This is a genomic window from Stenotrophomonas sp. (genome assembly GCF_032103445.1).
Classification (GTDB): domain Bacteria; phylum Pseudomonadota; class Gammaproteobacteria; order Xanthomonadales; family Xanthomonadaceae; genus Stenotrophomonas.
This window is the reverse complement of the sequence record NZ_DAMDFR010000017.1, coordinates 46,277-70,346: the sequence shown is the minus strand read 5'-3', so window position 1 is coordinate 70,346 and position 24,070 is coordinate 46,277. Positions and strand designations below refer to the sequence as shown.

Annotated in this window: 21 protein-coding genes; 3 read left to right on the top strand and 18 right to left on the bottom strand. The window is 62.2% G+C overall.

What is annotated here, in order from left to right:
- Positions 1–98 precede the first annotated feature (98 nt).
- Together RT551_RS08765 and RT551_RS08760 are read left to right on the top strand one after the other, a co-directional pair.
- A complete protein-coding gene (locus RT551_RS08765; RefSeq protein WP_313457590.1) occupies positions 99–1,883 on the top strand; it encodes an EAL domain-containing protein in 1,785 nt (594 codons plus the stop codon).
- Between the two features lie 11 nt (positions 1,884–1,894).
- Positions 1,895–2,131, top strand: coding sequence for a DUF1653 domain-containing protein (locus RT551_RS08760; RefSeq protein ID WP_311191685.1), 237 nt, complete (start codon positions 1,895–1,897; stop codon positions 2,129–2,131).
- An 18-nt stretch (positions 2,132–2,149) separates the two neighbouring features.
- Here the strand turns inward: RT551_RS08760 and RT551_RS08755 are convergent, their stop codons facing one another.
- The 3 genes from RT551_RS08755 to RT551_RS08745 form a co-directional block, all read right to left on the bottom strand.
- A complete protein-coding gene (locus RT551_RS08755; RefSeq protein WP_313457586.1) occupies positions 2,150–3,298 on the bottom strand; it encodes a hypothetical protein in 1,149 nt (382 codons plus the stop codon).
- 269 nt (positions 3,299–3,567) lie between these two features.
- Positions 3,568–4,662: a type IV secretion system protein gene (locus RT551_RS08750; RefSeq protein WP_313457584.1), complete on the bottom strand. Its 1,095-nt coding sequence runs from the start codon at positions 4,660–4,662 to the stop codon at positions 3,568–3,570.
- A gap of 2 nt (positions 4,663–4,664) precedes the next feature.
- Positions 4,665–5,483: a hypothetical protein gene (locus RT551_RS08745; protein ID WP_313457581.1), complete on the bottom strand. Its 819-nt coding sequence runs from the start codon at positions 5,481–5,483 to the stop codon at positions 4,665–4,667.
- Between the two features lie 357 nt (positions 5,484–5,840).
- Here RT551_RS08745 and RT551_RS08740 point away from each other — a divergent pair, with 357 nt between their 5' ends.
- A complete protein-coding gene (locus tag RT551_RS08740; RefSeq protein WP_313457579.1) occupies positions 5,841–6,305 on the top strand; it encodes a DUF4189 domain-containing protein in 465 nt (154 codons plus the stop codon).
- 66 nt (positions 6,306–6,371) lie between these two features.
- On the opposite strand, the gene RT551_RS08735 is transcribed toward RT551_RS08740, so the two are convergent.
- The 15 genes from RT551_RS08735 to RT551_RS08665 all read right to left on the bottom strand — a co-directional run bounded on the left by RT551_RS08735 (position 6,372) and on the right by RT551_RS08665 (position 24,043).
- On the bottom strand, positions 6,372–7,472 hold the full coding sequence (locus RT551_RS08735; RefSeq protein WP_313457577.1) for a DUF4189 domain-containing protein: 1,101 nt from the start codon (positions 7,470–7,472) through the stop codon (positions 6,372–6,374).
- A gap of 41 nt (positions 7,473–7,513) precedes the next feature.
- Positions 7,514–8,857 (bottom strand): XVIPCD domain-containing protein, encoded by a 1,344-nt coding sequence (locus tag RT551_RS08730; RefSeq protein WP_313457575.1) that lies wholly within the window; start codon positions 8,855–8,857, stop codon positions 7,514–7,516.
- On the bottom strand, positions 8,854–9,519 hold the full coding sequence (locus RT551_RS08725) for a hypothetical protein (RefSeq protein WP_313457572.1): 666 nt from the start codon (positions 9,517–9,519) through the stop codon (positions 8,854–8,856). Before RT551_RS08725 ends, RT551_RS08730 begins: the two co-directional genes overlap by 4 nt.
- Before the next feature lie 1,415 nt (positions 9,520–10,934).
- Positions 10,935–12,095: a type IV secretion system protein gene (locus RT551_RS08720; RefSeq protein WP_313457571.1), complete on the bottom strand. Its 1,161-nt coding sequence runs from the start codon at positions 12,093–12,095 to the stop codon at positions 10,935–10,937.
- Positions 12,096–12,164: 69 nt separating this feature from the next.
- Positions 12,165–12,950, bottom strand: a complete 786-nt coding sequence (locus RT551_RS08715; RefSeq protein ID WP_313457569.1) for a hypothetical protein — start codon at positions 12,948–12,950, stop codon at positions 12,165–12,167.
- A gap of 42 nt (positions 12,951–12,992) precedes the next feature.
- Positions 12,993–15,437 carry a VirB4 family type IV secretion/conjugal transfer ATPase gene (locus RT551_RS08710; RefSeq protein WP_313457567.1) on the bottom strand — a complete coding sequence of 815 codons (2,445 nt, stop codon included), beginning with the start codon at positions 15,435–15,437 and terminating at the stop codon, positions 12,993–12,995.
- A gap of 77 nt (positions 15,438–15,514) precedes the next feature.
- Complete coding sequence (locus RT551_RS08705; RefSeq protein ID WP_311191704.1) at positions 15,515–15,823, bottom strand: VirB3 family type IV secretion system protein; 309 nt, start codon at positions 15,821–15,823, stop codon at positions 15,515–15,517.
- Positions 15,816–16,211, bottom strand: a complete 396-nt coding sequence (locus RT551_RS08700) for a TrbC/VirB2 family protein (RefSeq protein WP_311191705.1) — start codon at positions 16,209–16,211, stop codon at positions 15,816–15,818. Before RT551_RS08700 ends, RT551_RS08705 begins: the two co-directional genes overlap by 8 nt.
- A gap of 73 nt (positions 16,212–16,284) precedes the next feature.
- The gene (locus RT551_RS08695; protein ID WP_313457564.1) at positions 16,285–17,235 is read right to left on the bottom strand and encodes a lytic transglycosylase domain-containing protein; all 951 of its coding nucleotides are present in this window, start codon (positions 17,233–17,235) and stop codon (positions 16,285–16,287) included.
- Positions 17,235–18,278 carry a P-type DNA transfer ATPase VirB11 gene (gene virB11 / locus RT551_RS08690; protein WP_311191707.1) on the bottom strand — a complete coding sequence of 348 codons (1,044 nt, stop codon included), beginning with the start codon at positions 18,276–18,278 and terminating at the stop codon, positions 17,235–17,237. The genes RT551_RS08695 and virB11 overlap by 1 nt, the downstream gene beginning before the upstream one ends.
- 15 nt (positions 18,279–18,293) lie before the next feature.
- On the bottom strand, positions 18,294–19,574 hold the full coding sequence (locus RT551_RS08685; RefSeq protein WP_313457560.1) for a TrbI/VirB10 family protein: 1,281 nt from the start codon (positions 19,572–19,574) through the stop codon (positions 18,294–18,296).
- Entirely contained in the window at positions 19,571–20,350 is a 780-nt protein-coding gene (locus RT551_RS08680) for a TrbG/VirB9 family P-type conjugative transfer protein (protein ID WP_125362319.1), read from the bottom strand. Before RT551_RS08680 ends, RT551_RS08685 begins: the two co-directional genes overlap by 4 nt.
- Complete coding sequence (locus tag RT551_RS08675) at positions 20,347–21,417, bottom strand: VirB8/TrbF family protein (protein ID WP_313457557.1); 1,071 nt, start codon at positions 21,415–21,417, stop codon at positions 20,347–20,349. The genes RT551_RS08680 and RT551_RS08675 overlap by 4 nt, the downstream gene beginning before the upstream one ends.
- Positions 21,418–21,507: 90 nt before the next feature.
- Positions 21,508–21,957, bottom strand: a complete 450-nt coding sequence (locus RT551_RS08670) for a hypothetical protein (protein WP_311191710.1) — start codon at positions 21,955–21,957, stop codon at positions 21,508–21,510.
- 412 nt (positions 21,958–22,369) lie between these two features.
- A complete protein-coding gene (locus RT551_RS08665) occupies positions 22,370–24,043 on the bottom strand; it encodes a type IV secretory system conjugative DNA transfer family protein (RefSeq protein WP_313457552.1) in 1,674 nt (557 codons plus the stop codon).
- Positions 24,044–24,070 lie beyond the last annotated feature (27 nt).

Below are 24,070 nucleotides of genomic sequence, written 5' to 3'. Positions count from 1 at the left end.
ATCGGCGTGAACGCTTCATGTCGCGCTGCCGCACTTCACGCCAGCTTGCAGCGCACTGGCGATAGTGAACCTGTCTTCCGTATGACAGGGCACACGGAATGCTCGACCGAAGTCAGGAACTGGAGCGGATCGCGCTGATTGAAGCGCTCAATGTGCTGGACCCCGCGCTGGGCCGCGCGTTGGATCCCATCACCGAACTGGCGGCATTTACCTTTGACGTTCCGATCGCGCTGATCTCGATTGTGGACAGCGACGCGCAGCATTCGATCTCACGGGTGGGGCTGGATTCGTTTGTCCGGGTGGAGCGCCAATGGTCGATCTGCGCCTGCGCGATCGAGTCGCACGCCGTGCTGCAGGTGGAAGACCTGAGCCAGGATCCGCGCTTCGCCGCCAATCCAGCGGTCACCGGCCCCGACCACCTGCGCTTCTATGCCGGCGCACCGCTGGTCACCCGCAGTGGTATCGCACTGGGTGCCTTGTGCCTGATCGATCGCAAGCCACGGCTGCTGGGCGAGGACGAGATCCGTCAGCTGCAGACGCTGGCACGGCTGGTGGTCAATCAGATGGAACTGCGGATGTCGGTCGGCCGGCGCGATGCCGTGAGCGGGCTGCCCAACCGCCAGCAGTTCCAGTCCGACCTGGGCGTGCTCGGCCGGCAGGATGGCGGCCACCAGTACACCGGGGTGCTGCTGGACGTCTTCGATCTGCAGAGCACCACCGATGCCGGCCAGGTACTGGGCCTCAAGCCGGTGGAGTCGCTGCTGCGCCAGGCGTCGCTGCGGGTGCAGGACATGATCGGCGAGTTCGCGCAGGTCTACCACGTGGCCGCGACCCGCTTCGGATTCGTGTTGCGCGACCACAGCCATGAGCAGGTGGAGGAGCTGCTGGACCGGCTGCGTGAGCGCATGCGCCGTCCGCTGATGGTGGGCAGCATACCGATGTCGCCACAGTTCCATGCCGGCGTCTGCGCCTTCCGGCCCGAGCCGGACCAGACCGCCGACCTGCTGCGCAAATGCCTGGTCGCCATGCACCACGCGCTGCAGACCGATGCCTGCGTGTGCTGGTACTCCAAGGACCGCGATGAGTACCTGCGGCGGCGTTACCGGTTGGCGTCGGACGCGGGACGCGGATTGAGCCAGGATCAGTTCACCCTGGTCTACCAGCCGCGCTTTGACCTCTCGGCCGGGCTGCCGGTGTCGGCGGAAGCATTGCTGCGCTGGACCCACCCTTCGCTTGGGCCGGTCAGCCCGGCCGAGTTCATTCCGGTGCTGGAGTGCACCGCGCTGATGCCCACGCTGAGCCGTTGGGTGGTGGAACAGGCGGTGCAGCAGGCGGCGCGCTGGCAGACGCTGCTGCCCGGCTTTGCCGTTTCGCTGAACCTGTCACCTCGCGACTTCGACGACGAGCAGCTGTGGCAGCGGATGGCCGAGCGCCTGCAGATGTATGGACTGCCGGCGTCATTGATCGAAGTGGAGATCACCGAAGGCCAATGGCTGCACAGCCACCCCGCCGCCCTGCCCCAGTTGCGCGCGATGGCGGCGGCCGGCGTGCGGGTGGCGATTGATGACTTCGGCAGTGGCTACAGCAACTTCGGCTACCTGGCCCAGGTGCCTATCAGCCATATCAAGATCGACCGCAGCCTGATCACCGGGCTGGCGGAGTCGCGCACCGCGCGATTGAAGGTGGATGCCATCATCCGGCTGGCCGAGCAGCTGGGCTACCGCACGGTGGCCGAGGGTGTGGAGCATGAAGCCGAGCTGGAGCTGCTGCGTGCCTGGGGCTGCGATGAAGCGCAGGGCTTCCATCTGGCCCGGCCCATGCGCGCCGAGGCGGTGACGCAGCTGGTCCTGGCGTGCCGTGCGGGGCCGCTCGCCGACGCGTAAAATGCGACCCCATGACAGATCTCGCCCCGCTCCCTACCCTGCCCACCGGGCACTACCGCCACTTCAAAGGCGGCAACTACCGCGTGCTCGGCGTGGTGCGCCACAGTGAAACGCTGGAGCCCCTGGTGCTGTACCGACCACTGGATAAAGACAGCGGCGACTGGGTGCGCCCTTACGACATGTTCTGCGCACAGGTAGAGCATGAAGGGGTGATGCGGCCGCGCTTTGCATTGATCGCGGCCGATTGATTCAACCCATCCGACGCTTTACGGCGCGGCGCTCTGCCCGGCCACGGCCGTGCTGTTGACCACAAACGGATCGCGCCCGGCGTCAGCATACCCACTGCACGCCGCATCGCCCGGCGCAACCGGATCACACGCCCAGATCCCGCGCGGCACGGTATCGCGCGATTCAAAGCGCTCGCCCGTCCACACCAGGAAGCCCAGGTGCAGGCGGCCCCACTCACCGTAGGTGCGCGGCTCGGCCTTGCCTTCGGTGGACACGTCGGCATACCAGCGCAGCGCTGGACCATACTGCAGCTTGCCCGGGTCCAGCTGCACGCCGGCCCCTTCCACGCCGTAGCGCTTCCTGTCGGCATCGGACAGCAGCGGCTGCGCCGGCATCACCTGCGCGGTGATGTCCTGCGGTGCGCCGCCCGCCGTGACCTGGTACACCCGCTGCTCAACCAGCGCTTCGCGGCAGCTGCCGGTGGACAGGCGCATGGTCTTGCCGGCGTTGCCATCGGGATAACGGCCATCCACGCAGGTGAACGGACCGGAGACCAGATACACCGTGGTCGAGGCATCGGCCCCTTCGAACGAACGCACCCACAGACCGTTCTGCACGGCGATGAAGTCCGGCCGCACGCCATAACCCGGCACCGCCTTGAACCACGCCTTCTGGCTGAGCTGGCGCTCGCGCGCCGCGCGCGGCAGCAGCAGCTGCTGTTCGGGGATGGCCTTTAATGCATTGGCCAGATGGGCCGGCATGACGCCCTGGCAGGCCCCGACCAGCAGGTTGTCCTGGGAAGCCAGGCGTGCGGCCAGATCGTTCGGGCAGCGTGCGCCGAGCTGCCGTTCGACGGCGTTGTCCTGGTTGGCCAGCACCGGCACCACCAGCGGGCGTGGGGCCGGCGGCGCAACGGCTGCTGCGACCTCCGCCGGAGCCGGTTCTGCAGCCGGCACAGCCGGTGCTTCAACTGTGGCAGCTGCACCTTCTGCAGCAGGTACAGCTGCCGATGCAGCTGTCGGTGCAGCTGCAGGCGCGGGCGCCGCGGCTTCCGCTACCGGCGCTGGAACAGGTGCTTCCTCCGCGTCCTGCGCCTGCGCGGTGGCCAGCGCGAACGGCAGCATCAGCAGCAGCGAAGTGGAACGGCAGGCACGCACGTGCCGGGAGTGAAGCGATGCTTTACGCATGTATTCGTCCTTGAAGCTGGAGTTGAATGAGGTGGATCACTGCAAGTGACGACATTCAAAGCCCCCTTTGAATGTCCATTCCGTCCACGGCCGGGATCCCGACGCGGACACCCTACACCAATCGTGAAATCTGCGTCGCGACAAAGTGAAGAAACTTTGAAGAAGATCACATCTTGGACCGTAAGATCCTGTTAATCGCAGACAGGCATAACAATCGGGACGAACCGCACCCTTCGGCGCTGCACTGCAGCAGTGGGACGCACGATGGCTCATGCGTCCCGCTGGTTCGCAAGGCCCAACCGCCCCGGCTCATGCGCCTGACCTGGCAAAGCAGCCCGCTGGCCGGCCCCGGGTAGCACAAGTTGCGCTGGAGTCGCCTGCTCACTCACAAGCGGTGACGCGCTCACCGAACCGGGCGCAGACGCAGGCGAGGCAGTCTGCGCACCGGGCTGTGCCCCGCCAACCTGGGAGTGTGCGATGAAGCTGCCCAAGGTGCCCTGGAAGAACATGGCCGCCATCGGCGGAGCACTGACAATGAGGACGGTCAGAATCAGGCCCAATCCGCCCTGTTGCATGGCTTGGCTGCTGTAACTGGTTCCCCCGTCACCGCCCAGCAGAAGCCCGGTCACCAGGGTATCGACCCAGAACGCCTTCGATACCGCAATCACAATGCCCAAGGCATACCCGACCATGACAGAAAGCACGGCCATCGAGAACATGGTGCCTATTCCGTACAGCAGCCACTTCTGGAACAGCGCTTTGGTCTGATCGAACAGCAGGCAAAGAACGAACAACGGCCCCAACCCGATGAAGAGTGACATCGCAATCTGGTAAAGCAACAACATGGCACCGGCCGTGATGGCCGGTCCGCCTGTTCCAAGGCCGATCAGAAACTTGGCCTGTACCTTCTCGCTTTCCAATGCTGGATCGTTGATCACGGATATGGCGTCCATGCTGGCAAGGGCTACCTGCATCTGCCACAGAACAGCATCAACTTGTTTCGCCGGCAGGTCGTGCTGGCCGGTGACGAGCGTGGAAATAACCCCCTGCACATTCGTGGTCAGAAGCACGACCAGGCTTTTCCCGAACAACGACATGGTGGACGCCATGCTGACGATCAATGTCTTCCATGCCACGTCGCTCACTGTCAGCATGACCGAATCGCGGCTGCGGCCGGTCATGATGCGATACCCCTGCATCACCACCCAGAGGGTCAGGAGCACTACGCCCATGAAACCGACCCATTCCATGAACCTGCCCAGCACTTCACCGCCGAAGTTGGACACCTTCTTCTCAAGCGCCTCGAGAATCAAACTGAAGAAGGCGAAATCGCCGATGGTGGGACCGCCCCCCGCAAGCCGCATGATCATTCCTGTGCCCACTGGTCCAGTGCCTCTTTGAGAGCGATGGTTTTCACCACATCGGTTACTACGCGGAGGTGGGAGTCGCCTTTGAACGCAGCTCTGGCAATGACGTTCTGGCGCGTCTGCATGGCCGAAATATAGGCGTCATAGGCCTGCATTCTTGTCGACCACTCCTGAGCCAGCACCTGCAGCTGGTTACCCAACCGCGCCGAATCACTCTGTGTCGCCTGCACACTTCCTGACGTGTTGTTGTCTGAATTCCGCGAATCGAGGTTCTGACGCTCCGCCTCCTTGGCTTGCTGGATGGTCTTCTCCAGGAACTCAAGCGAATCGTTGTACTTGCGATTCTGCGCCATCTGGATGCTTACGCAGATGCTTCGCTGCTCCTTCTTCACGTCAGCAGCCCTGTCAACGTTCAACGCTGCAAAGCCCTTCTGCAGGAGTGACGCACCACTGCCCTTCCCGCACACTTTATCGACAAGGTAGTCGTCCGCCACGGCCTCCAAGCGCATCCCTTCAGGGAGCGCCATCTCGAACTCGAGTGCACTGAAGATGGACTGCATTTGCTTCATCTGCTCTTCGGTCTGGCCCCACCGCTTGGCTTCCTCTCCGTACTCCTTCGCATCGAGGAGGTACTGGAGAATCTTCTGCACCAGCGCAGGCGGATCCGAGACGAGCTGTTGTGCGTGCACAGGCTGTGCAGCGATCAACACACCCACTGCGATCAGCCAGGAGCGAAATCGCGGCCGCAAACGCGCATGGCCTCTGATCCGGGTGCCGATGGTCTGAGTACCGGAAATTCTCGTGGGTCGCTGGCGCATGTCGTGCCCCTGTAGTGTGGTGGCGCGGACAATGCAGCAGCACACGTGGCAAGTGAAGGTCACTATCGCCCGTACGAGGATCAGAAATGACCTACGCGCGCCGCGCCCTGCTCAGCAATGCAGACGCCGCAAGGGATCCGAGATGTTTCGCCAACGCATCGAGAACGCAATATTCCAGCGCACATCCCTCCCGGGAGAACGACAACAACGACGCTTCCGACCCACCCTGCGAAAGGCAGGTAATCACTACCAGTCTGCCGTTGTAGGGAAACCCCTATACGCCGACAGCCCATTCCCCGCTATCGTATGCACAGCACCCCGCTCGCATCGGGGTTGGTCATTCAACGGGGACAACGCATGAAGCACACCGCACCTCGCCCGCACCGGGCGCGCTGGACGCTCTTGGCCATTCTGGCCACCGGTACTGCCTTCGCCCAGAACCCGGCCAACCTGCCGCCGCCGGGCACCATGAGCGCGAAGATGCCCGTTGGAATGGAAATCTACATGAGCATGGCGGTCAGCGACGCCAATCAGCATGTCAGCCAGCAGATGGGAACCAGCGAGGTCGAAGCCAAGATGCGCGCCATGAAGGACTGTAATGACAAGTACAAAGGGTGCGTGGAGCTGATTACCTTCCCGATTCGCAATCACTGCATGGGAATGGCATCGGATAAGGGGGCCACGGGAAATGCACGCGGCCTCTTCATCAATGTGGCCGAAGCCGGCAAGACCCAGGACGGCGAGCTTGCAAACAAGTCGCTTGAACAATGCAAGGCCGGTGGCGGCACGCAGTGCGAGGCTCAGGCCGACTACTGCTTCTAAGCAGTCCCCCCGGCCCCAATGCGGGCATTCACTGCCCGCATTGCAGATCCCCTTGAAGGCCTGGGCTTACTTCAGGCACTCGCTGAGCACGATCGGACAGGCCCGCGCACCGGAACCAATACAGTCGGTGAGCGCGGCCTCTTCCGCGGCCGCCTTGGTGGGCCTACGCGCACCAAAGCTGGCCACGCGTCCACCTGCCTGTGGCACCCGAATGGCGACAAGGCATTCACCATGTGGAGCCGCTGTCAGTACCGAGCAGTCCTTGACCCCGCACTTGGTCAACGCGCTCTGCTTGGCATCCTGTTCGCTGGGTGCCGTGTGCACGGCGAACGCATCGCTGCCGGCACTGGTAGCAATGGCGGTCCACTGGGTCGCAATACGGGTCATGCCCTTGGCGCGGTCGTCCAGGTCCTCGCCCGACCACTCACGCATTGACCCGTCCTCGTTCTCAACCTTGACCAGCGCCATGGCCGTCGAGCTGCCCCGACGCTCCAGCGGCTTGGCCATGTATTCTTTCGCGCCGGGAATCTCGATCAATTTGGGCGACGCAACCTCGCCCCGCGCTTCGCGCCCCAACCGGGCGAAGAAGCGATCACTGCCGCTGTAGGCGTATTTCCAACCGGTGCAGAAGGCTTGTTTGGGCGGGCTCTGACAGCCGGTTCCGCCCGCCGCCGTGCACGCCGCCACCGCTGCCGCATTGGCGTTTTCCTGGCTGTCACCCTTTGCCCACTGCATGCCGCCCTGCTCGTTGTAGGCCGGTGCCATGCAGGCGTTGGCGAACTGCACGACCGGGGTACAGGTTCCGCGGCAGTTCTTCATTGCATCCATGGTGGCGTCCCGGGCAGATTCCCCATTGAGACCCACGTTCCAGGAACCATCTTCAGTACTGACCACAACGACGCCCCACCAGTCGCGGGTCGAGTCGTTTCGGATCTTTGCGATCTGTGCTGCACGTACATTGGCTGCCAGCTGTGCTTCGGCGGCGGCTTTCTGAGCAGAGATGTAGTCACCTGCGCCTGCACTCGGCTGCCATGCGCCGGGGATCGGCGCGCAACCAAGCAAGCCTTGGCCACCGATGGGGTAGTGTCCGGGCGGGCATCGGCCTTCGGCGTATGCCCCAAAAGAGGCGAAAGCCAGCAGAAGTACAAAAATCCGTTTCACGCTCATTCCCCCGACAACCTTGATCTCGTTACGGTGCCCGCACCCGCTCAACTCACGCCTCGACCCATGCTGCGGATCTGATCCTGCACCTGATCCTGCTGCGCCAGCTGAGCCGTCGCCTGATTCTCGATCTGCCGCCCGCTCTGTTCAAGCGGCGTATTCATGGCTGCAACGGTGGGCACAGCGGCACGCAGGTGCGCCGGATCGGACAATGCGCCCTGGATCGCGAACGCTGTGGACGCATCGTTGCTCAGCACCACGTGGTCTATGCGCTTGCCGCCAAGCTCATGCATCCGGCACGCCAAAGCACCGGCCAGCTGTTCGCTGCGCACATCAGGACTACGCCCTGCCCGCTGGTCCTGCTCATGCACGCCCTGCAGCGCTCCAATGAACAGCGGATAGCCAACGTGGCCCGGCCCGTTCAAGGGCTTTAGCGGAACGGATGGCGGCAGTGCTGCGGGCTGCTCGCGTGCCTTCTCTTCGCGGCGCGCGGGCTCGCCGGCGGGAAGCGGGTCGCGAAACTCGTCGATCAGGTGCTTGGCGAGACCCACGCCACTCACCATACCCAACGGAACGATCTGACGGGCGCGCTTCACATCATCCCGGTAATCCTGGATCAGCTCGCGGTTCGAATCAGCCAGCTCGCGGTGGCTCGCATATTCGAGGACCGAATCTGGACCGAGGAAGTTGCCGAGCTTGTGTGATTCCAGCGACATACCGGCGGTTGCAGCTACACGTGCACCCGGTGCAATGAAGATCCCTCCCAGCGTGAGCCCCTCACCATATCCGTTCGTTCGGAGCGTATCGATCTCATTCTGCTTGGCGTACACCCGCACCTCACCATAGTGGGGCGAAGCGGCACTGACCGGATCGTTGGCCATGACGTGATTGATGACCGAGCTGCCACCTTCCGGGATGCGGCGGGACAGGCTGGCAGCGCCGTAGGCGTTGAAGGTTTCGCCTTTCAGGTCAAAGTGGTGGGCGGTGACCTGGGCCAGTGCACCTCCCAGTGAGTGACCGGTGACGATGACATCAGCTGGCGTTCCAAGTGACTGGTTCTGCGCTTTCGCAAACTCGATGGCCCGGGCGGTAACCCCGATTGCTTCAGGTGCCTGTTGATTCAACCGCGCGACCACCATTGCGGCATCGGTGGCGATATCTCGCGCCATTGCCTCCGTCCCGCGATGGGCCACCACGACCTGTCCTGTGTCGCTCCGTTGGTAGACGGTACCTTGATAGCCAGTCTTTGCACTATCAAAGTGTTCCCATATCACATACTCCTTTCCAAAGAGAAAGACTTTTTCCTGCGCCCCTGGCTCACGTAGACCCGGTTTCTTGTTCAGATAGGCGTCGTCTGCGATCGCAGCAAGCTCGGATGAATCCAGCTTCATTTCCCTCTCTCCTTGGAAGTAAAGTCGGAGCTAAAGGTGTGTTTGCGAACTTCAGGCCTGAATCTTCCGAGGTCAGTCTGCCCTTGGGAAGGGTAGTCGGGATACGTGCCTACACGGGGATAGTCACTATCGGCGTAATAGTGGGTGAGCGAACCACCTGAGAGCAGCGAATTCCGGTCGATGAAAGCAACGAATTTGGTTTCGCCCTGTGCGCCTGTCGCTCTCGAAACGATGCTCAATGTGGTGAACTCCCACCGGCAGATTCCTCGGCCGTAATAGTCTCCATCTTGGAGCAGGTCCAAGAACGTGGTGCCTGAGTACGCTTGGGTCGACTCTTCCGAAAGGTCCACGACACGGGACGTTGTCATACGCATCGCGGTCCCTGTCATGGGATGCTTATACCCGCACTCTTCCTCATTGATAACGTCGTACTGGGCTGATGCCGTTATCTCTTGCAATGGACCCGGCGCATCATGCAGCTTCCATGTGAAGTCGACGCCTTGCCTTGGCGATGCATTCTCCTTCACAAGCCCCCACCACTCTGAGCCGGGGCGGGTATCCGGATCGCCTGATCTCTCGGTATCAGCTCGATCACAGCCGAACAGCACAAGAAGCAGAGCAGCTACTGCCAGCCCAACCCAGGTGCGCCCTGATGTAATCATGTTGCCTTCGTCCTGATACTGCGCCCATCAAGGGCGGCCTGAAGCGCATGATGCCTTCAGTAGAGAATCAGCACCATAGGACAATTCCTACGCTGGTGGTCGCAGCTGGCAGCCACGTACGCAGCAGGTTCAAATCACACGCGAAGAACTTCGAGATCGTCACGCAGCATCGCTGCACCTATCCTAAAAACTCTTGAACTCCGACATGCTGCAGGCAGAGTACGTCACCGTGCAGCTGGCACCCTTACTACCTGAACGACAATTTGCGATCGCCACCGAGCCAGCCTTCTCCAGCGTTTCAGCTCCTACAGCAGATGAAGTGAGCCCAGCCGGGATTCTTCCATCCACAGGATCAGGGTCGGCGATGGCCACGCACTGGTTGTGGTAAGCAATTCTGACTTCGCACTTGTTGCCTCCCTGCGCCTTGCACTTTTCAGTAGCCAAGGCGACTGCCGCTCGCTTCGACTTCTGCGACACCGATACACCCGTGGCAAGCGGGCGATCAGGGCTAGGCTTCATATCCTCGACCACTGCGCCCCAGCGGGTCTCCCACTTTCCGGTGGGCCTGGGTGCGGGCGGCAGTGCTTCCCCGCTCCCACCACTTCCGCCAGGAATGGGAGCGCAACCCAGCATCCCTTGGCCGCCTACCGGAAACTGCCCGGGCGGGCAACGCCCCTCCGCCCAGACAGAGCAAGATGTCGCCGCCAGCAACAGCAGAACCAGCGCTCTTACCATTGAGTAGTTCCCGCAATTCAATCTGATTTGGTCCACTTGCTCTATGGCGGCGGCGTTCGCTCAAGGTCTGCAGGGTCAAATCAGAACTTCTTGAACTCCGACATGCTGCATGCCGAATATGCAATTGAGCACTGCACCGTGCCCGGCGGTGAGCAACGCTTCATGGCCTCAGATATTGCCAATTCAGCCGTTTCAGCCGTGTAGATGATGGACTTCCCTCCCGGCCCACCCTGACTTGGCGGCTTCGGGTCTGCAACCGCGATGCACTGATTGTAGTACGTGGTCACCACTTTGCACTTCTGACCGCCTCCGCTTTGACACTGAGCAATTGCAGCCTTGCTGGCCTCAGACTTCGACTTCCGGGACTCTGAAACCCCCGTCGCGAGTGGTACGCCGCGCTCATTGGCACTCGCGTCCTCTGCCAGCGCCCCCCAACGCGTTTCCCACTTTCCCGTTGGACGCGGTGCGGCCGCAGGCGCTGGCGCGGCCGAGCCGGCGTTCGCACCCGGAATGGGGGCGCAACCCAACATCCCTTGCCCACCCACGGGGAACTGTCCGGGCGGGCAGCGCCCTTCAGCAAATGCGCTGAAGGGAGCGAGACCTAATAGAAGTGTGACAACCCATTTCATGTTCATCTCTCCGACAACCCTGATCTCATTGCGGGTACCCCGCATAAGACACTACGCGATGGGAGCCTGTCCATACGCGCCAGGTGTTCTGGTGTTCATCGTGACTGGTTGCCCCTGCGGAATCACCACGCGTCCTTCGTTCGCGTTATGGCCACCACCCGCATTGTTCTGATTCGAGTTATGCGTCTGCGGCGGCGTATACGAACCCGGCGGCTGACCCTGCGGACCCGGGGCCGCCGGAACCGGCGAACCTGCGATCTGCGTGTATGGCGAGAATGCACCCAACGTGCCCTGGAAGAACAGTGCGGCCATTGGGGGAGCAGTCAGAATCAGGGTGGTGAGCATCAAGCCCATGCCGCCCTGCTGCATGGCCTGGCTGGTCAGGCCGTCGGATGCACCGCCCTTCAGGATGAACTGCTCGAACGCGGCGCGGGCCCAGAACGCAATGGAGACGCGTACCACCATGTCCAGTGCGATGGACACCATGGCCGCCAGTACCGCCATCGAGAACATGGTGCCTATGCCGTAGAACAACCACTTCTGGAACAACGCCTTGGTCTGGTCAAACAGCAGGCATAAGATGAACAGTGGCCCAAAGCCCACGAACAACGCAATGGCTACCTGGTAGAGCAGCAGCATCGAGCCTGCAACGACGGCCGGACCACCGGTGCCCATCCCAATGAACAGCTGCGTCTGGAACTTCTGGTTGCTGAGGCTGGGGTCACCGATGACCTGAATGGCGTCAACACTGGACAGCGCTACCTGCATCCAGGCCAGTGACTTGTCGATCTGCTCTTCCGGCGTTTCGTTGCTTCCAGTCACAACGGTGGCGATGACGCCCTTCACGTCCTCGGTCAGGAAGTCCATGATGTTCCGACCGAACAGGCTCATGCTGGTCGCCACGCTGACGATCAGCGCGGCGCGCGCCATGTTGGTCACCAGCGCGATCATGGAATCGCGGCTCTGGCCGGTCACGATGCGATAGCCCTGGATGAGCACCCACAGAGTCATGAGGACCAGGGCGATGCCGCCGACCCAGGTCATCATGTAGCTCATCATGTCCAGACCGAAGTCGTTGATGCGCTCGCGCAGGTAATCCAGGATGAGCCGGAAGAACACGAAGTCGCCGATCGACTGGACACGCGTGGCGTATCCAAGCAGGTCCTGCAGGCCTCCTGATAAATCAAAATTCGCGATCGATTCGAGCTTCATTTCCATAGTCCTTTGGTCTTCCCACTTTCCCATGCCACGGGCAGTAGATACGCGGCGTCATCAACCCGCTCAGTCAACGTCAACGCTCAACGCACCCTTCAGCGCGGCGGTCTGCACCAGGTCACCCAGCATCTTGTTCTTCGGGTTGCCCTTCAGCGCGGACTTGGCGAGCACATTCTGGTTCAGCTCCATGGTCGCGATGTAGGCATCGTACGACTGCATGCGCGTGGCCCACTGCTGCGCCATCATGTTCAACTCGTTGCCCAGGCGCAGCGTATCGCTGTCCGCCGCCTGCACGCCGCCCTGCTTGTTGCTGGTCTTGCGGCTCATGAAGTTCTTGAACATCGCATCCTGGGCCTCGGCGATGGTCTTCTCGAGGAAGTCGACCGAGTCGTTGTACTTCTGGTTCTGCACCATACGGATGTTCACGCAGATCTGGGTCTGCTGCGACTTGATGTCCTCGTCGTCGCCGATGCCGGCAATCGACAGCAGGGTTTTCAGGCTGAAGGCTTCGGTGTTCTGGCCACAGGTTTCCTTGACCAGGTAGCGCTTGTCCACCTTCACCATCGGCTGGCCGTCGGGCAGGTTCACCATGTAGTTGAACGCGTCGAAGATGGCGCGAAGCTCATCAATCTGCTGCTTCATCTGGTCCCAGCGTACGGCCTCTTTGGCGTACTCGGTGGTGTCGTCGATCCACGAGCGGATCTCGCCCATGATCGAGGTGATGTCGATCACCGGCCAGCCGGCGTAGGCGTTCTGCGTGCCCATCATCAGGGCGGCGGCGACCACCAGGGCGCGCAGACGCGTGCGCTTGGCGGCTTTTGCTTTGGTAGTGCGCTTGTTCGTGTCGTTCATGGTGTACTCCAATGTCATGTCTTTCATGATCCCCACCCTGTGTTAGGCCGCATCCGAGCTGGCCGCTGCCGGCTTGCCCGATCCCTTGCGATTCTTGTAGAACTCCTCGAGCCACTGTTCCGGCGTAAGTTCGTTGACCGAAATCCGGTTGCGCACGGCGGCGGTCTGCAGCACGCGGTGCATGATCTCGATGTTATCGGTGGACGCGGAGATCACCGAAAGAATGTTGTCCATGCCGCGCAGGTTCAGCTGGCACACGCTGGAGGCGTGGCCCTGCTTGACCAGGAAGCAGCGTGAGCGCTCGTCCAGCGCGGTCACCACCCGGAACTCCGCCTCGGTCAGCTTCAGGCCGTCCATGTAGTCGGACTTGCTGGCGTTGGGGTTGGGCAGCAGGATCAGCGTGGCGGTCTGCTCGATCAGTGCGGCCGAAATGTCGCTCTTCAGCGCATCTTCCGGGCTCTGCGTGGCGAAGATACCCAGGCCGTTCTGCTTACGGATGGTCTTCTGCTTGTTCTTGGCGAATTCCTTCAGGCCGCCCTCGCCGTCCAGGATCTTCCAGAATTCGTCCATCACGTAGATCAGCGGACGGCCGTCAATCAGCGATTCCAGGCGGTGCAGCAGGTAGTTGATGACCGGCACGCGCACTTCGGGGTTGTCGATGATGTCGGTGTAGTCAAAGCCGATGATGTTGGCCTTGCTCAGATCCACCGTGTCGACCGGGTTGTCGAACACCCAGCCCAGCGAATTGCCGGCGGTCCAGCGGCGCATGCGTGCATACAGGCCGTCGTCGCCCATGTTGGGCAGGCTCTTCTGGAAGTTGGTCATGCTGCGCAGATGCATGGGTGTGTCCAGCATGCTTTCCACGCCGCGGTAGATGTCCTCTTCCTCGCGGGCGCTGTATTCCTTCTTGCCGGCCAGGACCTTGATCAGGTCGGCCAGGAACTGCACATTGGCTTCGCTGTTCTCGCACTGGAACGGGTTGAAACCGGTGGACGCACCGTTCTCCAGCGCCAAGTAGTTGCCGCCGCAGGCGCGCACGAAAATTTCGGCACCGCGGTCCTTGTCGAAGAAGAAGATGGTCGGGGACGGATCGTACTTCTGCACCTGGCTAAGCAGGAAGTTGATCAAAGCGGTCTTACCGGTACCGGACTTACCGATCACCATGGTGTTGGCGATGGCCTTTTCACCCAGGGAGTTTTCCGACGGGTGCGTGGCGTGGAAGTTGAAGTAGTACGGTTGGCCGTTGGTGGTCTGCAGGGTGGTGACGCAGTCGCCCCACGGGTTGTTGTGCTGCTTGCCGGTGGCGAAGTTGTGCAGCGGCGACAGGCCCAGGAAGTTCAGCGAGCTCAGGTTGGCCAGACGGGTGCGGTAGCGCCAGTTGCCCGGCAGCTGCGAATAGAACGACGACGTGACGGCCACGTCTTCCTTCACCGACACGAAACCGGCGTTGGACAGCTCGGCGCGGGTGGCGGCCACGTTCTGGGAAAGCTTGGCCTGGCTGTCACCAAACACCGCCAGGGTGTAGTGGTACTCGCCCAGCACGAAGTTACCGGACGACAGCTGGTCCATGGCCTGGTCCAGCTCGATGATCTGGCTGACGGCCTTGTCGCCGGAGGAGATCATCATGCCCTTGGTACGGTCGAGCACCTTCAGCGCGTCCTGTCGGCCCATCGGGCTGAAGGAATGCGTCACCACGTACTCGAAGTCCAGGTACTTCAGACCGTTGAGAATGCCCGGGTAGGTACCCTCGGCATACTCCTTGATGTTCAGGATGGCACCGAAGTGATTCGTGCCGTTCGGGGTGGAAATGACGAAGTCGCCAGTCTTCGCCGAGAACATGTGCTTGCTGACAGGCAGGTAGTCCGGCACCGGCGCGCCGAGCACCGGAACGGGCTCGTCAATGCGGTTGATCAGGTAGCCGAAGAACTCCAGCGTTTCCGAGAACACGATGCCGTTCTTGGCTTCGTACATCCCTAAGCGATACGGTGCGTAGTCGCGGATCACCGCTTCCACGTTGCCGGCCAGTTCCATCAGCTTTTCAATGGCCTGGGTCTGCTCGGCCTGCAGCTTGTTGGTATCGGCCGACTTTTCCACGAAGCGCTTACCCGCCACTACCGGGCGGTAGATCATGGTCAGGTACAGCTCGTTCTGCATGATGCGCTGCGAACCCAGCATGCCCATGTATTCGTCGGACACGTCCTGGTTGAACTTCTGCTTGTAGACGCTCTTGCCCTTCAAGGTGCGGCGACGACGGATGTCGTGCGCCCAGAACGCCACGTTGACGAAATCGGGCGCGCGCAGGGTCTGCAGCAGACGGTTGAACGTATTGTGCTTGTGCTCCAGCTCCCACTCTTCGCGACCGACGAACGGCAGCCCTTCCAGATGCCAGGTCAGCAGGTAATCGCCACCGGTCGTCTTGACCACGTTGGCAGACACGTGCGACGACAGCGGGATGAATTCGGCAATGGAGGTGTCTGGGCTGAACATGACTGCGTCAGTTTCCGATGGTGGGCGTTGCGGGGTTGGAATGGCCCGGGCAGTGGCTGCCAGGGCCATTCCGGCACTCAATCCCTGGGTGCCGGGGTCTTGCGGTAGTGATTCGGGGTGAACACCCACATGCCGTCGTGGTCTTTCACGTTGCGGGCCTTCAACTTGAACTGCAGGCGAAGACCGAGCAAACGGAAGATCATTTCGTCACGTTTGGCCATGTTGCGCATGATGAACACGGCAACCGGAATGGACCCCAGGTACCAGAAGTTCGTGTACACGCTCAACAGGAACAGGCCACCCACGACGAAAAAGAACGGCACGTAGGGAACGCCCAGAAACATCGCTGGGCGCGTGCAGCCGCGAAAAACGACGTTCTTATGCACCGTAGTAGGTCAGAACGTTGTTCAGCATCGCGGTGCCCTGGCTGCAGGAGCTGCTGCCACCTTCACCGCCCAGCAGCATGCTGGCGATCTGGCCGGCGGCACCGATCAGCAGGCCACCGATCAGGATCGGAGCCACGTCGGCAATACGCTTGTGGGCGAAGGCGATCTGGTAACCGGCGAAGATGACGGCGATGGTGACAACGGCGATCGAGGCGATGCTGAGCAGGCCGTTGATGCTTTCGAAGAAGCCGCAGACCTTCTGGTCGGTGCCGCCGAATTCCTGTGCGAACGCCGACGGGGCGAACAGCGCGCCAACGAAGGCGGTGGCCATCAGCACGGTCTTCAGGGTGCGCTGGGCGTTGACGAGGTCGAGATTGAATCGCTTCATGGGTGGATATCCTTGTTGATGGGCTTGCATTACTGAAGTGGTCAATCGGGGGCTTGACCGTGCCGCGCCTTCGTCAGAAAACGAAGGCTGCATCCCCTGCGGGAACCGGTGGACCCGACGGCAACGATGCCGGCGGGGTGTACTGCGCGGGTGCGGAAACGGCCGGAACGGACGCATTGCGCTCGCTCCACGGCCGCAGCATGACGGGACCTTCCTGGCTGGCCGCCACCGGTGCCATCTGCTGCGGCATCGGGGCCTGCTGCACGGGCAGCTGCTGCGGCGCGGCGGCGGGCTGCGGCATCGCCGCATCCACAGCCCCAAGCACCACACGCGACAATGCCTGGTCGGCGGTGTTGAGCAGGCTGCCACGCACGGCGGCCTTGGTTGACGGGTAGACCACGAAGGCGCGCGCCGGGTCATCGGGCAGCGCCTGCGCGTACGCAGCGGCGGCGGCGGTGTTCTGGGCGATGATGCGGCTGGGAGCCGGCGAATCGAACTGCGGGTGGTGCTCGACCTTCACGCTGCGACGCGAGGTGCCGCGCGGCACCACGTCAATCGGATTGACCCCACTCGCGGCGGCAACGCGCTGGCTGCGCGAGATCGAGTCGTAGATCTTCTGCACGTAACCGTGGCGGAAGCCGGTGGTGAAGTTGCCCGAGTAGTAGCAGCTGAACGACTTGCCCCAATCCCCGCCGGAGCGCTTGTAGCACTCGGCCAGAATGCGCGAGCCGGCGACCAGGTTGTCGCACTGGCGGAAGGCTTTCTCGTAGGAGTCCAGACCATACTTGGCCAGGTTGTAGCGGTTCACCTGGGCCAGCCCGACCGAGAAGTTGTAGCCCTTCTCTTCCAGCATGCGCACGGTGGCCAGCGCTTCATCCAGCTGCTTGGGTTGGCGCGCCAGGGCACCGCCCACCACACCGATGGCGAAGGGGTTGCGCGAAGACTCCACATTGATCACGTGCTGCATCACGTCCATGGGCACGGCCATGTCCTGGCAGACGGCGGCTTCAATTCCGGGAAGCATCAGCCCTCCTGTCCCTGTGCACGGCCGGGGTTGAAATCAATGCCGGTGATGTAACGCGAACCGGCGTGCGCCTTGATGTGCACGACGATATCGATGGTCATCATCAGCAGGCGCTTGATCACGTCGAACTCCAGGCCGGAGCCTTCGGTGGACGCCTTCACCATCAGCGCCAGCTGGTCCCAGGTCTGTTCCGGGCTGCCGGCGTGGCAGCTGGTGATCGAACCGGGGTGACCGGACGCACAGTTACGGATGAAGTAGAAGGCCTCATCGCCGCGCAGCTCGGCGAGGATGATGCGTTCGGGCTTCATGCGCAGGCAGGCTTCCATGCAGCTCTTGGCGGTGACGTTGCTGGTGCTCTGGCCACCCTTGGAATACAGCAGATGGACCACGTTGGGCTGGGTGAGGAACAGCTCGCGGGCGTCCTCGATGGTGACCAGCCGCTCGTTGTCCGGAATGTGGTTGACCAGAGCCTTCATGAAGGTGGTCTTGCCGCTGCCGGTGGCACCGGAAACGACGATGTTCTTGCGGTACTTCACTGCGTGCCGGAAGAACTCGGCGTACTGCTTGCTGGCGCGCAGCTCCAGCAGTTCGCGGTCCTGTTCGCTCAGGCTGCCGTCCTGTTCCAGGATCTGGTTGAAGAAACCATCCTCGTGGTACTGGGTCAGCGTTTTGGTGTGCTTGGACGGCAGACGGATGGTGATCGAGACCTTGCCGGCGTCACACGCCGGCGGGATCACGAACTGCGCACGCTGGCCGGTGGGGAACGTCAGCGACACCACCGGGTCAGCGTCGGTAATACGCTGACCGGTGTTGCTTTCGTTCACCACCGCCGTGCAGAACTGCCGCGCCCGCTCGAAGGTGAGCGTCGGCACTTCCACGCGCTGCCACCCCGCCCGGGTTTCCAGGTACAGCTCGCCGGGACGGTTGATACAGATTTCCGTCACATCCGGCGAGCTCATGTACTCGGCAATTCCCAGCACTTCGTACTGATAGCGCAGGAAATCACTGGAGACTTGGGCAATGGGGGCCACTTCTGCGTCCATGGTCAGGTCAATCCGTCAACGGCGTCCAATAACCTGGCTGAAGTCGACATCCTTGGCGACATACACGTTGATCCGCGTGCCCTGGTTGATGGTCACGGTCGGGCGCGGACGGTTGCTCAGCGCTTCGCCGGCCAGACGTTCCATCTGACGCGCGGTGGCGCTTTCATACGGCGACTGCACGGCCATGCCACTGTTGGTCACGGTGGTGGTTTCCGGGCCATGCTCGGCAGCGGCGTACTTGAAGGCATCAGCCAGCAGGCTGATCATCAGCGCCGAAGCCACGCGCCGACCCCAGTGAGCGGTGTACTGCCCCGGAATGCCTGCGCCACCCAGACCGTCGATACCCGGGCTGGACATGGCCACGTCAATGCCGTTCGGAGTGGTGATGCGGTCCCAGATCACTTCCACGCGATCGCCGACCGGGCCGCCACCGTAGGCACCATAGATCTTGGAGCCCTTCGGCAGCAGCAGGGTGCGGCCGTTGATGGAGTACACCGGTTCGGTCAGCAGGCACGAGGTGTAGCCGGCGTAGTCGGTGATGATGCGGGTTTCCAGGATGCAGCGCAGGTAGGTGCCGCGCACCAGCAGCGCATCCGGCGAGCGGATGTAGGTCGCGCTGGACACATCTTCCACGTCCGGACCGCGCTGGGTCTTGGCCGGCGGAGCCGGCGGCCCACCGTTGCTGGCCTGGATGGCGGCCATCATCATCTTGCTGTAGTCGTCGTTCTGGCTGGAACCGGCCGAGCCATCACCGGCACCCACGCCCGCACCGCCGCCCATGCGGCGGTCCATCAGCGACGGACCACGATCGATGTCACGTTCACCCTGCTGTGCAGCGGCTGCTTCCAGAGCGGCATAGCGCGCCGCCCGGTCCTGCTGCTGTTGCTGCGGCGGCAGCGGCGGCAGCATCGGGATCGGCTCGGCCTGTTCGGTCGGCACCGGCGGCACCATGGCCGAACCCTCCGGCCCCAGGCGCGGCATTTCCGGTGCCGAAGCACGCGTGGTTTCGGCCCGCTTCTTGACGTCGTCGTCAGTGGTGCCCTTGCGGAACAGCAGGAAGCCCATGGCCACCAGCAGCACGAGGATGCCGCCCAGGAACGCCAGTGCCTTGCGGTTCAGGCGCTGCTCTTCGGCCGAACGCAGCTGCGGTGCCGCGGCGTCCAGGTTGGGAGCCGCCTGCGCCTGCGTGTTGCCGAAGTACGGGTTGGACGGATCGACGTTGTCGTGGCCGTACTGGCCCTGCCCGTCGTCGCGGTTGTCGTTCGGGTCGTTGCCCGGAGTGTTGTGCTGGGTCATTTCTTCACGTTCCTTCGCAGGCCCACAACGTTGTCGCCATGGCGGACAACCAGGTACGGGTAAGTGCCGTGGACAATCAGGGTGTTGCCTTCCACGGTGGTGTTGACCACGTACTCCTCACCATACTCCGCGTCACGGCCGAACACCGCCGGGAAAATGCCGGTCTTGTACTCAGGCGAGTTCGGCAGCTTCACGTAGGTGAAACGGCTGTCGTCGTAGACGTTGACCGGAATCAGCCAGCCCATCTTCTTCGGGCGGCGAGTCGAGTAGGAGTAGTCGAAGTTGTACTGACGGTCCTTGGCCAGCTCGGTGCTGAGCAGCGGCTTGGCCTCTTCCTCGACGGCGGTCTGGGCGATGCCGAATTCGGTATCGCTCGGATAGGTGAAGGCGATCTTGTACTGCACGCCTGCGCGACGGGCCTGTTCCAGCTGACGCCAGTCGGTGGCCACGACCTTCAGTTCGAAGATGTACGAGTGGGTTTCCGTGCGCACCATCATGTTGGTGTCCACGTCCACGTTCTTCGGCTTCAGATAGAAGACGTTCTCGCGGCGGGTCAGCTCCCAGCCACTGCTGAAGCCGGTGCTGTAATCGAGGATCTTCTCGTTCGGGCTCAGTTCGATCTGGGTGGTGAGACCCAGGCCGGTGCGAACCGGATAGATGCGGTCCTGCTCATACTCGTAGTGATCGACCGCCTGCGCCGAAACGCCTGCGGAGAACATCAACGACAGCATTGACACGAAGGCCAATGCGCCTCCCTTTACCTTTCGACGACTCATCGGTTGCTTGCTCCATCAGCAGTTCCGGTGGAATTACCTTGTGCTGGCCTCATGGCCGGCTGCCCCTGCATCTGTTGACCCGGCACGCCCTGCTGCGCCGGATAGCCGCCCTGCGGTGCCGGCTGGCCCGGGTACGGCTGGCCCTGCACCGGCTGGCCTGGTACGCCCTGCCCCTGCGGGTAACCCTGCGGCGGGACGGCGATCGGCTGGCCGGTGACCGGGTCGATGGCCGGGTTCGCGGCGGCGGCAGCCGCTGCGGCCTGCGCGGCCTGGTTGGCTTCGAACGCCGCCTGCTCGGACTGCTGCTGCAACGCTGCATCGTCCGGCCCCGGCACGCCGCGGGAATAGTCGTTATCCACGCGATACTCGAACACTTCCAGGCCCAGCGGGTTGAGAATGCGTTCCTGCTCGTTCAACGCCAGGTTGTTGTTGTAGCGGAAGCGCAGGGTCACCAGCTGGTTGTCCAGGTAGTTGGTGGTGGCCTTGACCTTGTCATAGATGCTGCGCTGGATGCGCACCGACGCACCACGGAAGCCACCGTTCTGCTGCGCTTCCAGCGGCGTGATGCTGAGAATCTTGACGCGGATGGCGCGTTCCTTGCCGTACAGCGTGATCGGGCTCTGCGGGTTGTTGCCCGCATAACGCGCGCGGACCGCATCGCTGACCGGCTTGGTCGACATCACATGCACCAGCTGCCAGTCGCGCAGGCCCATCACCGCGAAGTCGTACGACTCGCGCGCCATCACGTACTGCGCCACGTTGCTGCGGTTGATGGCATCACTGGCGGTAACGCTCTGCCCTTCAAACGTGCCGTTCAGGCGCGCTACGGTGGCGGTGCCGGTGTAGGCATCGGCCATGACAATGAACGGCACCTTCTCCTTCAGCGGCAGCATGTAGTAGTAGCCACCGGCCAGCGCCAGCGACATCACCAGCGAAGCACCCGCCACCCACCACGCGCGGCGTTCGCTGCGACGTGCAAGATCGGCCACGGTGACCTCGTAGCTCACCGCCTTGGCGATGGCCTGGTCCACTTTGGGGCTGTTGCCTGCGTCCTTTTTTCGGAACATGGAATTCATCCGTACTGCTGGAAGATCAATGGGCACGGCACCCCGGCATGCAGCGCCGGGAGCAACGCGTTCGTGGGCACCCGGAGGCGATCAGCTTCCGTTGGACGCAGCGGCAGCGGGTGCCGACACGGTCGAAGCGGAAACCGACTGCACCACGATCTGGTTGCCCACGATGGAAACCGACACGCCCTGCCCGGCATACGCGGCGCTGACGTCGATCATCGCCTGCTGCGGATTGGTGGTGGTGATGGTGGAAACCGCGCCGTACAGCGTGTAATCGGAGCTGAGGCGGTAGTCCAGGGTCATGCCCGAGTCCTTGGCCCAACGTTCGAGCATGGCCTTGAGCGTGCCGTCCATCGGCGAAGCCTGATAGACGTAGCTGGAATACAGCGGAATTTCCTGGGTGGTGTTGGCGAAACGATTCACCGGCTTCCAGCGGCCACCGAAATCCGGTGCCGGCTTGGTTGCACAGCCGGCCAGCATGACGGCGGCAGTGACCACGGCAACAACGCAACCCTTAGACAGAAACGCTTGCTTCATACGGACTTCCCTATGGCGTACGGAATAGCGGCTTTAACTCGGAGATTCAGAAAACGCGTTGGCGCGTCGAGCCCTGCTTCAGGCGCGACGTGCGTGTGGTGCGTATCGGTACAACCGTGAAACACCTTTCAACGGTAAGACCGGGCCCCCGCCCCGTCTGATGTGCACACGCCCCGAACACCGGGTTCGGCCCCTGCGCTGCACACCTGCTCCGAGAAAAGCCATCCATGTTCCTCTTGACTACTTCAGTGCCCACTTCCGGCACTGTACTCAACTACAAAAACCTGACGACTGGAACGTCCATCACAAATACGATGCCACAGTTCAGCGTCAGATCGATGTCAACCGCGACAAATTTTTTACATTTGCCGCCCCATTTTGCGATGTGCGTCACATTGCCGCACGCACACCGTCACAGCTCAAGCATCTTCACATCCGTTTTGGGTAACAGGCGGGAGGTGAAGTACTTGTCCTTGTAATACTTGATCTTGTCGCACTTGACCGGGTGCGGAATGCCTTCGTACAGGAACACCTCGTGGTCCATGCCCATGGCCTTGAGTTCCTGCGGCAGCATCAGCGCGCGGCGCTCTTCGGTGAAGTTGTGGGTCTTCTCACGCGCATGGGTGACGTTCTTCTTGCGCACGGTGGTGTAACCGAGCATTTCCGAATAGTCGTTGGCGTCCTGCTGTTCGCGCGGGGCGTACAGGATCTGCAGCGCGTGGTTGGTGATGATGGTGCGCGACACGTCCCGGCCGTAGGTGGCATCCAGCTGGGCCATGCTCTGGATGATGGGCAGCAGGCGCACGTTGTAGCCGGCCATGTACGACACGGCCGAGGCGATGATGTCGACCTTGCCGATGGAGGTGAATTCGTCCATCAGCAGCAGCACCTGGTACTTCAACTCCGGATTGCCCTTGGGCAGCTCCTTGGTGTTGAGGTTGATGATCTGGCTGAAGAACAGGTTGATGATGAGGCGGCTCTCGGCCAGCTTGTTGGGCTGGATGCCGATGTAGACGGTCATCTTCTTCTTGCGCAGGTCGGTGAGCAGGAAGTCGTTGGCACTGGTCGCCTTGTCCAGCACCGGGTTGATCCAGGCGTTCAGCGGTTCCTTGAAGGTGCCCATGATGGACGCGAAGGTCTCGTCCGCCTGCGACAGCATGTTGGCGAATGCGGCCTTGGCATTGCCGGACAGGAACGGCTGCGTGGACAGCGACTGCAGGTATTTCTTCAGGTCGGTGCCGTCACCGGTGGACAGGCGGAAGATGGCACCGAGGGTGGGCGTGCCGCTGCCCGCCGGGAAGCCCATGGCGCGCTCGTCGTCCCAGTTCTCGAACAGGTACAGACCGAAAGCCATGAACGCATTGCGCGCCTGGCTGATCCAGAACTTCTGGTCGTCCGAGCCGTCCGGATACAGCATGGCGGCGATGCTCATCAGTTCGGAGACGCGGAAATTCTGGTCGTCGGAGACGTAGCTGAGCGGATTCCAGCGATGGGTGCGCTTGTCTTCGGCGAAGGGATTGAACAGGAACACCTCATGACCCTGGCTGGCACGCCAGCCGCTGGTGAGGTCGAAGTTTTCCTGCTTGATGTCCAGCACGACGATGGATTCGCCGTACTCGAGCAGATTCGGAATGACCACGCCCACGCCCTTGCCCGAACGGGTGGGTGCGGCCAGGATCACGAACTGCTGGCCGCCCAGGCGCACCAGCTTGCCACCGAAGCTGCCAACGACAATGCCGCTGTCGCTCTTCTTGAACATGCCGTGCTTGGCCAGATCGGCGGCGGTGGCGAAGCGTGCGTCACCGTGGATCGACTTCTTCTTCGGCTTGAACATGAAGAACAGCACGACCAGCAGCACCAGCAGCGGCAGGCCGAAGCCCAGCACGCCGGCCAGCTTGATCTTGGTCAGGTACGGAGCCACCGCGGGCTGGTCCATGGCCTGCAGGTACTGCAGGTAGGTATTCCACTTGAAATAAGTGGTCTCCACGCCCAGGAACGTCAGCGTCAGGTAGCCGGCCAGCGCATAGCCGACAATCGCGGTCACCAGAACAAGTACGGCAGTGGCAACAGACTTCTGCGTGGACAAACCCTATCCTCCATGACGCGCCCCGAG

What these genes read in the sequence shown, in the direction of transcription:
- RT551_RS08730 (WP_313457575.1), bottom strand. Translation starts at nt 8,857, where the DNA reads ATGAAGCTGGATTCATCCGAGCTTGCTGCGATCGCAGACGACGCCTAT.
- virB11 (WP_311191707.1), bottom strand. Translation starts at nt 18,278, where the DNA reads ATGGACGCAGAAGTGGCCCCCATTGCCCAAGTCTCCAGTGATTTCCTG.
- RT551_RS08720 (WP_313457571.1), bottom strand. Translation starts at nt 12,095, where the DNA reads ATGAAGCTCGAATCGATCGCGAATTTTGATTTATCAGGAGGCCTGCAG.
- RT551_RS08680 (WP_125362319.1), bottom strand. Translation starts at nt 20,350, where the DNA reads ATGAGTCGTCGAAAGGTAAAGGGAGGCGCATTGGCCTTCGTGTCAATG.
- RT551_RS08695 (WP_313457564.1), bottom strand. Translation starts at nt 17,235, where the DNA reads ATGCTTCCCGGAATTGAAGCCGCCGTCTGCCAGGACATGGCCGTGCCC.
- RT551_RS08700 (WP_311191705.1), bottom strand. Translation starts at nt 16,211, where the DNA reads ATGAAGCGATTCAATCTCGACCTCGTCAACGCCCAGCGCACCCTGAAG.
- RT551_RS08740 (WP_313457579.1), top strand. Translation starts at nt 5,841, where the DNA reads ATGAAGCACACCGCACCTCGCCCGCACCGGGCGCGCTGGACGCTCTTG.
- RT551_RS08755 (WP_313457586.1), bottom strand. Translation starts at nt 3,298, where the DNA reads ATGCGTAAAGCATCGCTTCACTCCCGGCACGTGCGTGCCTGCCGTTCC.
- RT551_RS08765 (WP_313457590.1), top strand. Translation starts at nt 99, where the DNA reads ATGCTCGACCGAAGTCAGGAACTGGAGCGGATCGCGCTGATTGAAGCG.
- RT551_RS08735 (WP_313457577.1), bottom strand. Translation starts at nt 7,472, where the DNA reads ATGAGCGTGAAACGGATTTTTGTACTTCTGCTGGCTTTCGCCTCTTTT.
- RT551_RS08675 (WP_313457557.1), bottom strand. Translation starts at nt 21,417, where the DNA reads ATGTTCCGAAAAAAGGACGCAGGCAACAGCCCCAAAGTGGACCAGGCC.
- RT551_RS08725 (WP_313457572.1), bottom strand. Translation starts at nt 9,519, where the DNA reads ATGATTACATCAGGGCGCACCTGGGTTGGGCTGGCAGTAGCTGCTCTG.
- RT551_RS08685 (WP_313457560.1), bottom strand. Translation starts at nt 19,574, where the DNA reads ATGACCCAGCACAACACTCCGGGCAACGACCCGAACGACAACCGCGAC.
- RT551_RS08750 (WP_313457584.1), bottom strand. Translation starts at nt 4,662, where the DNA reads ATGCGGCTTGCGGGGGGCGGTCCCACCATCGGCGATTTCGCCTTCTTC.
- RT551_RS08710 (WP_313457567.1), bottom strand. Translation starts at nt 15,437, where the DNA reads ATGTTCAGCCCAGACACCTCCATTGCCGAATTCATCCCGCTGTCGTCG.
- RT551_RS08670 (WP_311191710.1), bottom strand. Translation starts at nt 21,957, where the DNA reads ATGAAGCAAGCGTTTCTGTCTAAGGGTTGCGTTGTTGCCGTGGTCACT.
- RT551_RS08745 (WP_313457581.1), bottom strand. Translation starts at nt 5,483, where the DNA reads ATGCGCCAGCGACCCACGAGAATTTCCGGTACTCAGACCATCGGCACC.
- RT551_RS08760 (WP_311191685.1), top strand. Translation starts at nt 1,895, where the DNA reads ATGACAGATCTCGCCCCGCTCCCTACCCTGCCCACCGGGCACTACCGC.
- RT551_RS08715 (WP_313457569.1), bottom strand. Translation starts at nt 12,950, where the DNA reads ATGAACGACACGAACAAGCGCACTACCAAAGCAAAAGCCGCCAAGCGC.